15 protein-coding genes are annotated in these 15565 nt (G+C 38.0%); 14 read left to right on the top strand and 1 reads right to left on the bottom strand.

All coding sequences use genetic code 11. The features are described 5' to 3' along the window. The first annotated feature begins 5 nt into the window (after positions 1 to 5). The 14 genes from G6N06_RS01900 (at position 6) to G6N06_RS01835 (ending at position 14553) form a co-directional block, all read left to right on the top strand. Complete coding sequence (locus G6N06_RS01900; RefSeq protein WP_163514347.1) at positions 6 to 455, top strand: hypothetical protein; 450 nt, start codon at positions 6 to 8, stop codon at positions 453 to 455. 3 nt (positions 456 to 458) lie between these two features. After that, positions 459 to 1286, top strand: coding sequence for a DUF4412 domain-containing protein (locus G6N06_RS01895; protein WP_240337932.1), 828 nt, complete (start codon positions 459 to 461; stop codon positions 1284 to 1286). A 39-nt stretch (positions 1287 to 1325) separates the two neighbouring features. Continuing rightward, positions 1326 to 3995 carry a beta strand repeat-containing protein gene (locus G6N06_RS01890; RefSeq protein WP_163514346.1) on the top strand — a complete coding sequence of 890 codons (2670 nt, stop codon included), beginning with the start codon at positions 1326 to 1328 and terminating at the stop codon, positions 3993 to 3995. 5 nt (positions 3996 to 4000) lie between these two features. After that, positions 4001 to 4582, top strand: a complete 582-nt coding sequence (locus tag G6N06_RS01885; protein ID WP_163514345.1) for a hypothetical protein — start codon at positions 4001 to 4003, stop codon at positions 4580 to 4582. A gap of 18 nt (positions 4583 to 4600) precedes the next feature. Next, positions 4601 to 5230, top strand: coding sequence for a hypothetical protein (locus tag G6N06_RS01880; protein WP_163514344.1), 630 nt, complete (start codon positions 4601 to 4603; stop codon positions 5228 to 5230). Between the two features lie 224 nt (positions 5231 to 5454). After that, on the top strand, positions 5455 to 5916 hold the full coding sequence (locus G6N06_RS01875) for a hypothetical protein (protein WP_163514343.1): 462 nt from the start codon (positions 5455 to 5457) through the stop codon (positions 5914 to 5916). A 5-nt stretch (positions 5917 to 5921) separates the two neighbouring features. After that, complete coding sequence (locus tag G6N06_RS01870) at positions 5922 to 7307, top strand: T9SS type A sorting domain-containing protein (protein WP_163514342.1); 1386 nt, start codon at positions 5922 to 5924, stop codon at positions 7305 to 7307. A gap of 8 nt (positions 7308 to 7315) precedes the next feature. After that, complete coding sequence (locus G6N06_RS01865) at positions 7316 to 7894, top strand: hypothetical protein (protein WP_163514341.1); 579 nt, start codon at positions 7316 to 7318, stop codon at positions 7892 to 7894. A gap of 9 nt (positions 7895 to 7903) precedes the next feature. Beyond that, on the top strand, positions 7904 to 8500 hold the full coding sequence (locus G6N06_RS01860) for a hypothetical protein (protein WP_163514340.1): 597 nt from the start codon (positions 7904 to 7906) through the stop codon (positions 8498 to 8500). A gap of 8 nt (positions 8501 to 8508) precedes the next feature. Then, positions 8509 to 11562, top strand: coding sequence for a hypothetical protein (locus tag G6N06_RS01855; protein WP_163514339.1), 3054 nt, complete (start codon positions 8509 to 8511; stop codon positions 11560 to 11562). A gap of 76 nt (positions 11563 to 11638) precedes the next feature. Continuing rightward, on the top strand, positions 11639 to 12358 hold the full coding sequence (locus G6N06_RS01850) for a hypothetical protein (protein WP_163514338.1): 720 nt from the start codon (positions 11639 to 11641) through the stop codon (positions 12356 to 12358). A 10-nt stretch (positions 12359 to 12368) separates the two neighbouring features. Then, positions 12369 to 13295: a hypothetical protein gene (locus tag G6N06_RS01845; RefSeq protein WP_163514337.1), complete on the top strand. Its 927-nt coding sequence runs from the start codon at positions 12369 to 12371 to the stop codon at positions 13293 to 13295. Positions 13296 to 13453: 158 nt separating this feature from the next. Continuing rightward, entirely contained in the window at positions 13454 to 13816 is a 363-nt protein-coding gene (locus tag G6N06_RS01840) for an MmcQ/YjbR family DNA-binding protein (protein ID WP_163514336.1), read from the top strand. 158 nt (positions 13817 to 13974) lie between these two features. Further along, positions 13975 to 14553, top strand: a complete 579-nt coding sequence (locus G6N06_RS01835) for a PhnA domain-containing protein (RefSeq protein WP_163514335.1) — start codon at positions 13975 to 13977, stop codon at positions 14551 to 14553. Between the two features lie 69 nt (positions 14554 to 14622). Here G6N06_RS01835 and G6N06_RS19680 read toward each other — a convergent pair whose 3' ends face one another. Beyond that, positions 14623 to 14772 (bottom strand): hypothetical protein, encoded by a 150-nt coding sequence (locus tag G6N06_RS19680; RefSeq protein ID WP_205334707.1) that lies wholly within the window; start codon positions 14770 to 14772, stop codon positions 14623 to 14625. Positions 14773 to 15565 lie beyond the last annotated feature (793 nt).

Raw genomic sequence — 15565 nt, 5'->3', positions numbered from 1 at the left:
TCAAAATGAAATCTAAAATTATCGTATGTCTAATTGTATTGGGTTTTGCTGTACAACAAACCTATTCACAGAGGCGACAGTTGAAATCTACCAAAGTGGTATTTGTAGTCCATGAAAAGTCGAACAAAATTGAAAGTTTAGAGCTTTTCGAAAAAGAAAGAGCAGAAATGCTGGTAAAAAAACACCCAAATAAAAAATTCTTTTTTGGGGAGTTAAAAGGCAGTTATAAAATAGCGAATAATATGGTCAGGCCTAACAAAGGAGCGGTCATTACCATGTACACCGATAAAAAGAAATTACCAGGTGATCTGTTTCTTCCCGGAGATCTATTTCTTCCCGGAGATATGTTTTTGCCTGGAGATATGTATTTGCCTGGCGACATGTTCTCACTTGATAGATCAAAGGTTAAAGTTAAGGAAGTGAATGCTTCACAAATCATTTTTAATACCCTATAACTCATGAAACCATTAAAAGTTAAAACAAAGCCGTCCCATTATTTGATATTATTACTGTGCTGTCTGGTTTTTGTGCCAGATGTCAATGCACAATTTCTAAAAAAACTTAAAAAACGGGTGGAACAGCGCGTAGAGAATGCGGTCATTGAAAAAACGGCCGATAAGGCTGCTGAAAAAGCAACCCGGTCCATGGATCAAATATTTGATATCAATCCGTTTGGAGGAAGTAAAGAAAAGGCGGATCCTTCATTGGTTGCCGATACTTATGATTTTACTTGGAAATATACACTAAAAATGTCCACTAAAGAAGGGGAGATCGTATTTGATTATTATCTAAAACCTGATGTAGCTTATTTCGGATTCACTTCTGCCATGATGAACAATATGTTCACGGTCATGGATACCGATCAAAACATTATGGCCGTATTTATGGCGTCGGAAGGTAGCAATATTGGCATGGTCAATCAGATGCCAGATGATTTGGGCATAGAGGAAACCAATGAAGTTTCCGAAAATTTCACTTTTGAAACATTGCCTGACCAGACCATAAACGGGTTTGATTGTAAAGGCGTCAAAGCGGTCAATGAGGACTATGAGATGACCATGTATTTTATAACGGATGCAGAGATAAGCTTTGATGACATTTATAAAAACAGCAAGACAAAAATCCCCGATGCGCTTAAGGATTATTTCAATGAAGACGATAAAATTTTAATGATCCATATGGACATGAAAAATCTCAAAAAGAAAAAAGAGAGTGCCACTATGGAATGCATAGGGCTTGAAGAAATTCAAAAATCGATCAATAAATCTGATTATACATTCATGTAGTAGCCAATTAAAAACCATAACCATCTAAATAATTAAGCCATGAAAAAACTACTACCTTTTTTGCTGAGCGTAACGTTTACAGTTACCCTATTTTCACAAACGACCTATACGGTTAACAGTGTTGACAATCTACCTGATAACAATATCAACGACGCGGTTTGTGCTGATGTCAACGGGAACTGCACTTTGCGAGCTGCCATTCAAAATGCAAATAAAACCAGCACGAAGGATGTCATTCATTTCAATATTCCTGGAACGGGACCATTTGTCATTGCGGTTATGGATGACATATTACCATCTATCACAAGGCCTATTATAGTCGATGGGCGTACTCAACCTGGTTATGCCAATGCACCTCTCATCGAGATAGATGGCAATGCATTGCCAACAGATAGAAATGGATTGCAGCTTGTGGGGAATTCTGAGGGGAGTGAAATTTACGGATTAAGTATTGGTGGCTTTAAACGTTTAGTGGACTATCCATTTAGTCGGGGTTATGGGATATATGCAAATACAGGGAATCATATTATTCAAGCCAATTATATTGGGATGAGGGGAGACGGGACGACCGTTAATGCCAACACGGGTGATGGTATGTATTTCAGAAATTCGGGCGGAAATCTTGTTGGGGGAGTCCAACCAAATCAGGGGAATTTAATTTCAGGAAACCGGGCGGCCGGAGTTACTTTTGAAGGTCTCGCCACAAATTCTGCCGCTACAAATAATAGGGTTCAAGGTAACTTGATCGGTACGGATATTACCGGGACTTTAAATAGAGGAAACGTTTATAATGTTCAATTTTTAAATGCCCACAACAATATTCTGGGTGGCAATACAGAGGCAGCCCGTAATATTATTTCTGGAAGTTATTCTGAAACTGATGACAGGGTAGGAACTGGAATCGCAGTTTCAGGTCCGGAGTCTTATGGTAATAAAATTATCGGAAACTATATTGGAACGGATATTACGGGAACCAAATCCATTCCCAATGTAAGAGGCGGAATTTTTGTGCTGTTTGGAGCCCATGATAATGAGATTGGAACCGATCAAGTGGGAGAAGGAAACCTAATTTCCGGAAATGGACTATTTGGTGTTTATTTTCAAGGTGATGACACTTTAGATTCTGTGAGTTCCAATACTGTTCAAGGAAACTATATTGGTGTTGATGTTACCGGAACTATCGCCCTGCCTAACGGAAGGGGCATAATCATGAATGGAGGACAAACCAATAATAATAGCATTGGTGGCACTTCAGTAAATTCTCGAAATGTGATCTCGGGGAATGATACCGGGATTTCTTTAACTAGTGGTGAGAATAACCTGGTGATCGGAAATTATATAGGATTAAACGCTGCGGGTAATGATGCGGTGCCTAATGCCATAGGAGTATCCATTAGAGCTGCTTCGACAAACACGATCGTTGGAGGTGCTGATCCATCCGATCGAAACATTATTTCTGGAAATAGCAATTTTGGAATTTCAGTTTCCGGGACCGGACACAATATTCAGAATAATTATATAGGATTAAATGCGCAGGGCACAGGAGTCATCAGCAATGGTTACGAAGGCTTAATCTTAGGCGGAACATTAACCGATACCAAGGTATCCCACAATACAATTTCAGGTAACGGAACCATTGTGGGCCGATCCATAAACGTGAGTTTTGTTTTGGCCGAGGAGGTTCATTTCTATAGCAATAAAGTAGGAACATTGCCCGACGGGAATACGGGAGTTGTCAATGTGGGCGTTGGTCTGACATTGAATAGCTCCAGTAATAATAGGATTGGAGGCACTACTGCAGCCGAAGGAAATGTCATAGGCAGTCATGGTACCAATGGCATATTAATGGTTGAAAACTCGAGTAACAATAGCGTAGGGTACAATTCTATAGGAGTAGGTTTAGATGGTACTTCCAATATTGGAAATAGCTATAGTGGCATCTTCATTACAGGTGCCAACACAGGTAATTCCATCAAGTACAATCGTATAGCAAATAACCAAACAGGCATAGAATTAAGTCCTACTTCAGGAATTCCAACTCAAGTATCCATTTTGGAGAACAGCATTTTTGATAATTCATTTTTAGCAATTCATCTAGTGGGGGCAACTAAAAATGATATTGGCGATGCTGACACAGGACCTAATAATCTTCAAAACACCCCAGAAATCAGTACGATTACATATATGGGAGGAGATCAGATAGAAATCACCTATGCCGTTCCAAGTTCCGTGACCAATTCAGCCTATCCTTTATGGATTGAGTTTTTTGGTGCAGCCAATGGTCAAGGCAAGTTTTTTATAGATTCAGATACATATACCGCTCCAGGCGTTAAAACCATAACCATGGAGCTTCCAAGTGGTTATGATCCTGCTGATTATGAGAACATTGTAGCCACGGCCACCGATGCCAATGGGAATACATCAGAATTTGGAGTGAATGTCAGTTATACCCTGTCTGTTACACAATTTGAAAATCAAATGGTCAAATTGTATCCCAACCCCGTTGCCGATAAGTTATTTATTCAATCGCCATCATCAAGACGTTTCAATTTAAAACTGGTCAATAGTTTGGGGCAGCTGGTAATGAGTCAACAAAGTCATAGTGCTTCTGCAGAATTGAATTTGTCTTCCCTATCAAGCGGTTTGTATTTTTTAAATATTGCTGATGACAACAAGAATTCCCAGACTATAAAAATTATTAAAAATTAGTAACAATGCGCGTAAAAACATATTTAAAAATAGTTATGGTCTTTGTGCTGATGACCTCATGCCAAGACCAGGAAAAGGAAGTGTCAAGTTTAAAATCTAAGTTGGAAAAGGAACAAACGTCAAAGAAAAAGAAGGCGGATGTTTCTGAAAATTCAAAACCTCTGAAAACACTCACTAAAGCAGATTTTGAGCGTTTTTTCCCAAAACAAATCGGAGATTATAATCTTATACAAGTTGGTGAAGATAAAATCAACGGGACTGGGTCAGGAACTTATATAAAAGGGAAGGACTACGGTGATTTGATAACTTATTATGTGACGGATGGACATAGAAAAGGATCGGCTGCTTTAAGGAATTTTAAAAGCAGTTACGAATCAAACACGAAAGCACCAGAGGGGAGAGAGTATATTAGAAAGGAGCGTGATGGTTTTAAAACCTTTGCCTTACTTGAACACAAATTTAATTCGTATAAAATATCTGTTATTTATAATAATCGCTTCGAGCTTACAGTGCAAGGTCATGAAAAACCAGATGAACTTTGGGAGTATTTAAAACAAGCTGATTTGCAAATATTGGATTTAAATTAAAATTAAACCCCTTAAAAAATGAGAACTCACATAATCACTTTTAAAAACTTTTTGTTTTCAACATTGCTGTGTTTCGTATTGGTTAGCTGTAAAAATGATGCTCAAAACAGTTCAAATGAAGCGACAGATGCTAACCACGTATCACGGGCCTCAAAGAGCAAAAAACAATCTGAGGAAAGAAAAGTCATAAGTGGAATTGTTGAAGTCCAGTATGACGGTCAAACAGCAAACTTTACTGACTTCGACCAAAACATGTCTACTGATGTCGTTTATCTTGATAATGGAATACAGTTTCGAATCAATACTACGAATAACCAATCCGTTTTAGTCAATATGTATGCGCCGGACTTTTTTAAAAAAATTCCCATCACTATTTCCCAGCAAACATATGCGTTGCCACCAGGAGAGAGCGGTGACGTAAAATCACAAAGTAGATTAGAAGTGATTATTCCAACTGTCCCGGAGAACAAGCGCGATTTTAAAGTTTTATACAAAGGAACAGTAACTTTAAATGAGCTTTCTGAAAACAGGCTTGTAGTCACATTTTCTGGAACAGGCTTGCCCATTGCAGATTCGAAGAACGATTTCTTCCCTTTTGAAGGAAAAATAGTTTTGGAAAGTTTCAATATTTATGATTTCCGTGAATAACAAACCAACACAACTTAAAAATGAAAATTCACTACGTGCCAAGTGGTTATGAGGGAAAATAATGGTTAAGAAAGTGTGAAAAATAAAACCTGTTATCGGAAGGTGGATTTTCAATTGCCGCGGACTAATATGATGCTTTTATTCGAATGATAGGTGTGCTGCCGATCCTAATATTTAGTAACGATAATATGGACGTTTCTATTTTTTTTAATCTCAGAATCAATATGCTCGCATTAATTGTGTTAGTCGCAACAACACCATTTTTGCTGTTTACCATCCGTAATGTCATGCTTTCAAAAGCTTCAAAACGTTGGATCAAAATAAATGGGATGATTACCACTACAGAAGGATTACAGCTGGGTGTAAAATATGGGCTTTACTATGCAAATAACTTAGGCGATCATGCCCTTGTCAGCAGTAGGATTTTTGATTCGAAGATCACCGTCTACATCAAAAGACTGGCCGCCGAATTTGATCATAAATATTTAAAATACCAAATGGTCAATATGTTCAACAATCCTAAAAGACCAAAATTAACAGTGTTTGAACCTAGCGGAACAGATGATGTTTTTTGGTTCATTAGTGTTCTGGGGATTCTTTATATGGTGAGTAGTTTGTCGGTTTTTGTGCCATTTTGGTATATAGAGGTTATGGAGTTTTTAAATCAGTTAATCAATTTAAAATAAGAATTATGAAAAAGCAAGTACACCTCAGAGTTTTAATTTATGCAATGATTTTGTTTGTTGTTCAAAATGCATTCTCCCAATGTTGGCAATCTGTTTACGCAGGAGGTTACCATGTCATAGCGCTAAATGATGATGGTACTCTATGGGCATGGGGAGAGAATAATACGGGGATGTTGGGAGATGGTACCAATATTGATAAAACGGAGCCTATTCAAATAAGTACAGATAAGGATTGGGCATACCTCTCTGTAGGAAATGAATATAATTTGGTAGTAAAAACCAACGGCACCTTATGGGCATGGGGTAGGAGTTTTTATGGACAAGTGGGTGATGGCACCACCAACAGTCTATTTGTTCCCATTCAAATTGGGGCCGAAACCAATTGGTTAAAGGTTTCTGCAGGGGTTAGTCACAGTTTGGCAATAAAAACGGATGGCACGCTATGGGCATGGGGAAAGAATGATTATGCGCAATTGGGCAATGGAACGACTAGCGCATCCAGAGTACCCATTCAAATAGGCACAGACACCGATTGGAAAGAAGTGAACGCAGGCGGCTACGACCATTCTGTCGCCATTAAAACCAATGGTACTTTATGGGCGTGGGGAAGAAATTTTTCTGGGGCGCTGGGTGACGGTACTGATGTTTCAAGAAATGCCCCTGCCCAAGTTGGGATTGACACGGATTGGAAAATTATAACCGCGTCCCACTATTCCAATTTAGCCATAAAAACAAACGGCACTTTATGGGCATGGGGAAGAAATAACAATGGAGAATTGGGAAGTGGAAATAGGGCCCATAAATTGGAACCTACCCAAATTGGTACAGAAACCAATTGGAGCAAAGTGGAAATTAGATATTCGCATGTGCAGGCATTAAAATCTGACGGGATGTTATATGCTTGGGGCTATAATTCGTCGGGGCAGTTGGGTACAGGAAACAATACACCAACACTTTCTCCAGTAGCTATTGGGACTGACACGGATTGGGCTGATATTGCCGCTGGCGACATTTTTTCGGCAGCTTTAAAAACCGATGGTACCTTATGGACTACTGGCGATAATCAATCTGGCAATTTGGGGGATGGTACGAAAACGAGTAGGAATACTTATGGACAGGTAAGTTGCACAGCATTGAGCATTGATCATCTTAATGCATTTAATTTTCAAATTTACCCAAATCCAGTCTCAACCATTTTAACCATTGAAACCCCAATTGGCGCAAATTATCAATTGAACGTTATCAATCAATTAGGCCAACTTGTTTTAAGACAAAACAAGAACATATCATCTACTTCATTGGATGTTTCAGCCTTATCTAAAGGTCTTTATTTTCTAAACATCAACTCTGAGAATGATGGAAAGCAAACGGTCAAATTCATAAAGAACTAACAAAAGTCATGAAAAAATATATTTATGTATCCATTTTTATAGCGCTCTTTTTTTCTTGTAAAGGAAACGGGCAAACTACTGAACCAATATCAAACAATGACAGTCCCAATCCAGATAGTAATTTCGTGTTCAGCGGTGATTACGACGATTTACTCACCTTGGAAATGGCATCCAGAATTACCGGGTTCGATGCATCAAAGGCCAAGAAAATGCATACCATGAAAGGGATGATGGGTGAAACCCTGGGGTATTACTGGGAAAATGGAAGAGAAGAAGTGAAAGAAAAATCGGCTTCAAATCGTAAAACAGTGAGTTACCCGCGATCTGATCTCGTTCAGTTAAAATGGGTGGACGGGGAAGCGGATATGGCATCTTTTTTAGACTTCATCGATCTTGAAGCACATCCAGAATTGGTAGAAATCAATGGCCTTGGCCAACGTGCATATTGGAACCCGGAAAAACAACATTTAGAGGTGTATTATAACGGCGTTTCCTTTACACTACAGGTCGATATATCCAATGATGACAACTTGGACAAGGAAAAGACGATCGAATTGGCAAAACTAATTATTACTGAACAATTTTAATTTCTACAGATGAAACATACATCCAAAATATCAGTTTTTTTGTTGGTACTGTCTATTTTATTTAGCTGCAAAAATGACACTAAAGTAGATGGAGAGGCAAAAATGAAATCGGTAAATACAGAAGTCTCTAAAGAGAAAAAAGACAGCCCGTCGAATTCTGACTTAGAAAAAATAAAAGAAACGCTTATAAATAAAACGCCCTTGACTGATGAACAATTAGTGCGTGCATTTCCTAAGGAGTTGATGGGTTTTCCGTTGGATGAAGTCAATGCTATCCCAGGAATGTCACAAGTTTACGGGCAATTTAATGATGGGAAAATTGCACTTTCCGTTGTCGATGCAGCAGGGAATAAAAATCCTGCCGCCATGACTTTTCTTAGTTTTTATGATTACGTGCCGCCTTCCAATGAAAAGAGTAAACTAATCAAAATTGAAAGAGACGGTTTTAAAACGATAAGTGACTACAAGTATAACGAAACAGAAATGCAATTGCTTCTTGACAATCGTTTTATGGTTAATCTTAGGGCTAAAGCCATGACGCCCGATGAGCTTTGGGAAGCTTTTGATATTGAGTCCTTAAAAAAATATAGAGAATTGAACAGATAAATTTAATCATGGAGAATTCTAAAATTAGAGGCGGTACGAGCCGACGAGAATTTATGCAGCAACTCGCTTTGTGCTATGTTGCGGCACATATTCCATTGAGTTTTTTAGGTTGTAAAGATGATCAACCAACTTTTGTGGGTTCTGGAAAGGCACCCTACAAAGTTTGGGAAGAAATGTTGATGGCTTTAAAAACGAGTCCTGATCATTTAGAAGGACGCATGAATGCGCTGATAGAGTCAAAAGATGCGGAGGCGATGTTTCACTTTGTGCGTGATGAAATTTATTTAATGCCTACCCATAAAACCTATTTACAAAACTTAGGCACCCAATTAAAATGGGGGCTCAAAGGTGTTTTGCGTTCAGGATTCGCAACGCCACGGGAAAAAGCCGAATTGTTAAACAAGATGTATCAGGCTGCTGGTATGGAGTCTAAAGTGGTTTATGAACGGACCGATATAAAAACAGAAGATGTTCCGGCTTATTTTTTTAGACCGATTCAAAGACATTTCGGACTTGATATCTCCAAACAACAATGGAAGCAATGGAAAAATGAACTTGAAGTAAAAGGAGATTCTGAATATGAAATTCCAGTATATGATGAGGGCTTTAATGAATCCACTGATCTCGCTGAAAAATTATGGGAGCTACTTCCCGAAAAAGAGACACTAAATAAATATCCTTTTGATTTTCGCTGGGATAATTACAGAACACCAACGGTGGAATTTATCTTAAATGGTGAGACAAAATTTGCCCATCTATTTGATCCAAAAGTCGCCTTTGGAGCATTGAAAAACGACAATGGCGGAAAGACCTCAAAAGCGGATCCAGTATTGGACAATGAAGAAAAGGTCAGTATTTCTATAAGCTATAGAGATTCTATTCAGCCAACCGTTGAAAGGGAATTGGTGTTTGGAGATTGGCTCGCAACACAACTTATCGGGAATCAGATTAACCTGTCATTTTTAAACGGATTGAGTTTGGAGCAACAGGCATTCACTCCAATTGGCAGTTTACGTACGTTTACCCCAGCTCTCGCTTTTCAGAGTTTTGATGAAGAACTACAGGTCATGGAAGACAACTCCTTTTTGGGCAATCCATTTACTTTAGATGCAAAGGTTTTTGATGTTTCAGGTGAGGAACCAAAAATAAATGGTAGTACGCTACTGAAAAAGCCAAGTATCGACTTACAAAAAAAAGTGACCGCCTTGAAAATTAAGGCTGTTCCGGCTCACTATCCGCTGGTGAAATTGCATGTCACGCCAACTGATGACCATGGCGACTTTGTGGAAGGTTTGTCAACTTCCGATTTCGCCATAACAGATAATGAGATCCAGGTATCAGCTTTGATGGAAAGCAATCGTCAAACACCGCGAATCTTAATCCTTTATGACACCTCTTTGAGTATGCCAAAAGCCTATTATGAGGAGAATATGGATACGTTTATCAATGCGCTTGACCAATCGATCTTAGAAAAATATCCGGCGTCATTTATTACCAAATGGAAAACACCATCAGAATTGTTCATTTGGCTTTTAAAAGCGTCAAAGACGGATTATGATCTGATTATTTATGCAACAGATGGCGATAATGACGATTCTTATGATGAAACGAATGCGGAGATCTATAAAAATGGCGCTCCGGCAATTATACTCAATGTTAATGATGAAGAAGGAAGACATAAAGTTGAGACCTTCGCAAAAATGGCAGACATTACCAATGGAATGGTGCTCAATGCAAAAGATCAGGAAAAAACTCAGGAGGCCATCATGGATTATATCTCTAAAATGGAAATTCCGCCTTATGTTTTTACATATTATGCCGTTGGTGCAACAGAAGAGCACGAAGCCAAAGTTGGGATTGATGCACATAGAATTATGGAAAGGGATCGTTTTAAGTTTATAGATGATAAAAAGGAAATCGGTCAATGTTTGATTGGGCTTTATTGTACTATAAACGTTGGGAAATCGACCATAAAAAGAGTTTTGGCAGGTTGGGATCCGGTCACACAACGGAACGTAAAACCTGATTATTCCCACTTTATAGCCGTCAAAAACACCATTCTGGGAGGTGCCACAGTTTATATTGAAGGGGAAGGACCTACTGTTTCGGCAGCCTTGTCTGATGTTTTAAAATACAGATTAACAACAAGAGAATGGGGAGAGGCACTTATGGAAGATGACCTTGAGAGGGCGAAAGAACATTTTAGTAAAGGTGGCTACATTTATCATCCTGAAATAGTGCCACTCATGGCTCCGTTGGAAAATGCCGTTACCAAAAGTAGTACGACTTTTGCCGCCGGAATTAGAATGGCCATTATAAAACATAGAATAGGGGTTGGAGAAAGCACATCAACAACTTCTTTTGATTATTTACCGTCTTCGAACTATACTACTATAGCAGAAGCGTCCGAGTCTGCGTTTAAGATGACGCTTCAAAAAACGGCCCAATTTGCTATTAGAGAAGGTCATTTTTATCCCACAAATACTTTATCTGAATTAAAAGATCTAAAACTAATTGAAAGGCAAAAAGCTATAGACGACAAATGGTTTCAGGAAAAAAGGGACGCATTTACCAATCCCTATTATTGGAATGAACGCATTTATAGGGGCGATGGGAATTTTAAGATCTTTGATGCGGCTGCTGTCAGTATGGCCTTTTGGCAGATTGATCAAAAGACGGGGGAGTTGTTGGGTATACTAGCAGATGGAACAGGAGGTGGATCCAATAGTATTGAGGAGCAACTTAAAGAGCTTAATAGGGTGATTGATATGTATATGGCTATTTTTTCGGCTATGGGCGTGTCCAATTTAGCCATTGGCATCGTAGCCACTTATGGAAAAACGCTTGTTAAGCTTTATGCCATTGTTACCGAAGTCATTATAATTATGGACCCAACTGGGATGGACGAAAAAGTAATGGCAGCTTTACAAGAATTAGCATGTAATGTCAACAAAGAAATTATGTTTTTTGCCCTTGGAGCAGTAGGAGAGGTGTTTGGAAATATAGACCTGTTGATTTCCCTTATGGGAGGCAGTGGTTTACCTGGAACAGCATGTGGATAATTGAAATTTAGACAATCAAGATATTTGGAATATCAATTTTATATTAGCATAAATTAACTCATAAGATCTATAAATAATGAAAAAAGCATTTGTAATTTTGATGGTATTAGCTGCAAACAGCGTTATGGCCCAATCGGTTGCCAAAATTGAAAATCATCCAGCTGAGTCTATGGATTTGGTGTTGTTCACATTTGGCATGGAGCATTCCGTACCAGTGGGAACAGTTTCTAAGTCAGGAGAATTGAGTTTTAGTTTTCCTGAAAATCTCAATGGCGTTTCCGAAGAAGCAAAATCAAACTTTATGTCGCAAGTTGCTTATACCTTGTTTTCCAAATGTGATAATAGCTCCCACATCTTATCTGAAGATCAAAATGGTAAAGCAGTTCCTGCGGGTTATATTTCATTAAGCACTAAAGTGAATCCTTATGCGGGTTTGCTGTTTATGGTTACTGATGAATTGATGGTGCCTTGGATTGAATCCTATGGCGAGGTTGATGCTGTATTAGGCTCCTATTTTGAACTTATTTATATAGAGTCAGAATTTAATTTTCAAGGTGAATGCACGTCCTCTGTCTCCTATTCTGAAAATAATTATCAAGCCCAATATGTATATGATTTGCAATTAAAACCAGGATTTAATTTTATTGAATATAAAATAGAAAGTGTTGAGGAGCAGAACGTGCCAAGTATGTACGAGGAAAATACTTTTGACAAAATTCAGAAACCGAGTAAAATAGTGGTATCCTCTTCACAATCAACGCCACCAAATACAAAGTGGATTGGTAAATATTTTTAAAAACAACCTCATGAAAACATGTAATAAAATTCTCTTGATACTGCTATTTGTCATTGGACATACCAACTTTGCCCAAACACCTGAACAACAAAAAATGATAGATAAGGCGACGAAAATGCGTGACAGTATCATGGAGAGCATTGGCCTTCAGGAGTTGATTGAGGAAGCAGAAGCGCAACAAAAAGAAAAAAAAATTGAGCATAAAAAAAGTGCTATTCCTAAAACGACAAAAGGGAACGACAAATATTGGAGAAACACACTAGTTAGTAATCACAATACTAAATTGATAAATTGGAATAATGGTGCCGCAGATCTTGTATTCAACTATGCGTACGACTCAAGAAACGATAAGGTCAAGTATGTGAAAGTTGGTGCCATCAAAGCAGATGGAACTGTTGAATTGAACCCAACGGATGATATACCTGAATTAAAACCTTTAAATAACTTCAAAAATAGCAATCCGTTTTATGATATCCATAATCTTGATGCTTTTCAATATACTAGCGGAGACGCAGGATTTAAGCTCAATCCCTACTTATTAGTCTATCAAAACGAACAAAAAATTGGAGTGCTCACAATTGGAAATTCTGAGAAAGTAACACTTAACCTGTTGACTTTGGGAGATATGTATTATGGAGATGAAGGTTATCTATTATCATGGGTTTATGTAGATAAAGATTGCGCGCTAAGAGCCGATGAAAATTGGACAGGCGATTTAACTAATACCGGTGAGCCATTACTTGTAGAAACCAAGGTGAGTTATGATTTAAAATTTAAAGCTGGATGGAATCTAATAAAAACTGAAGTCATAGGAACCTATTTGTTTCCAGACGCTCCAGAAGAGGACAGGTCTCGCTATAAAAAACATGAGCATACAAGTATTGCTGAGGTTCCAAAGGGTGCTATTTATTATTTTAGATCGGCAGAGCAGTATTAACTTGGATGCTTACGAGAGCTCTTCTTTGTCCCACTCGTGGGATTAAACGCCTCGGGACGTATCTCAAGGTTCTTGATTAAGATGAAATGTTCACTAAGATTTATATTTGTTTCGATGATTTTTGTAATTTTAATAATGTTCAACCTGAACATTGATTTATGAACATCGAACAACTTCGCCAATATTGTATTTCAAAAAAGGGAGTCACCGAAGATTTTCCTTTTGATGCCGATACGCTTGTTTTCAAAGTGCAAGGAAAAATGTTTGCATTAATAGGTTTGGAGAAATGGGAAGCAGGCCAAAAAGCCATCAACTTGAAATGTGATCCTGTTTATGCTCAAGAATTGCGTGCTGATTACGAGGCCATCTATCCTGGCTACCACATGAGTAAAAAACATTGGAACACAATCGATTTGACCTTGGATGAAATCTCTCCGAAATTCCTTGCTGAGCTCATTGACCATTCCTACGCGATGGTGGTCAAAGGCATGCCCAAAAAGGTGCGGGATTCCCTCAATTAAAGTGCAAAGTTCAAGGTTCAAAGTTCGAAGTTGATAATTCCAAGTTTCGAGTTTCAAGTTCAAAAAAGCCCTATCTTTGAACAATCAAAATTTTTAATTGGAATTTTATTTTTTTTAATTGGAATTTCAAGTTCTATTAATCTTCAATCGTTACTCTTATGTCGGTTTTACAAATGCTTCAAGATCGAAGCAACAACACTTGCGAACTATGTGGTTCCAAAGAAAATCTATCACAATATACCATCCCGCCATCGCTGAATGAAAATGTAGCCAATGATGTTTTGGTCTGCAAAACCTGTTTGGACCAAATTGAAGGCACTGTTGACATGGATGTCAACCATTGGCGCTGCCTGAATGACAGTATGTGGAGCGAGCATGTAGCCGTTCAAATTATGGCTTGGCGGATGCTTCAGCGTTTACGCCATGAAGGATGGCCAAAAGACTTGTTGGACATGATGTATCTTGATGACGAGGCTTTGGCCTTGGCAAGAGCCACAGGCGAGCACGAAGATGAAGCTAACAAAATTATCCATCGCGATGTCAATGGGGTTATTTTGGAGGCGGGAGATTCCGTCGTTTTGATCAAAGATTTAAAGGTCAAAGGTTCCAGTATGGTTGCCAAACAAGGAACCGCCGTTAGAAATATTCGTCTGGATCACGAGAACGCCGAATTTATTGAAGGTCGTGTTGACGGTCAGCAGATTGTCATCATCACTAAATACGTCAAAAAGAGCTAATTTTTTCAAAAGGATAGGTTGGGGTTTTATACTTTCCAAATTTCAATCTATCCTTATTCTTTTCACATATCACCTGTCTTCATCCTTGTCCTTTCTTTTAAAAATTCCAAAGCCAAAGGGCAACATCAAGAAGAGAAAAAAATACTTTCCGGTAATTACGCCATAGATTGTTATCAATGCGGCAATGGTCAATAGGATCCAAACATATTGTGTTTTCATTCTGTTGTTGTTTTTCGGTAGGCTACTGTAGTCATAGATAAAGTCATTTTCAACTCTCGGTTAAAATTTGAAATAATTGAGGGTTCTGATGCCTACGTAATCTCGGCAATGAAGACCTCATTTCTGACAATATAACTGAGTTGAACTTCTTTAAATGGATATCACTTGTCATAAATAAGTCCAACACCAATCTGGTAAAAACATCCTGATGAGGTTTCGGTACTTTAAAAGTTAGCACTTTCAAACTGCTACAATTAACTAAAACTATTCAAAAACAGTCACATTATTTCGGCAATGGATAACATACTATTAAATTAGGATAAATGTACATTAATAATACCCTTTGAAGAGTCTTAAATTTACATGATTAAAACGGAACAAATTATGAGTGTCCAATGGATGCCAATCATGACTATGGTTAGGTTTGTTGACCACGATAAATTCAATTTCATGGAGATTCTCTGTTCGTTGACGTCTTTTAATCAAATTGGATATTATCCCTAAATTAGTAAAGAATATTAAAATATCTGAATTAAACTTATAAAGTGTTTTGAAAAATGGATGTGTACCTCGTTTGTCATTGCAGTGTGACGAGTTCAATCGGGTCGTAAGAATAATTGAATTCACTTTAAGAAAATAGTTCAAAACCCGGAGTGTAAAAATTTGTAGTGGATAGTCAGAAACCAGTCTGAAGATATGCAGATACACGAATAAATAAAGAAAAGAATAGTCGTGTGAATAGGTTTGTTAAGTTTTAAAAAACAAAAATAATCGAGTGTTAACCTAGAATCAC

The sequence above is a fragment of the Gelidibacter japonicus genome (genome assembly GCF_010725055.1).
In the GTDB taxonomy this organism is placed as follows: Bacteria; Bacteroidota; Bacteroidia; order Flavobacteriales; family Flavobacteriaceae; genus Gelidibacter; species Gelidibacter japonicus.
This window is presented reverse-complemented; position numbering and strand designations above follow the sequence as displayed.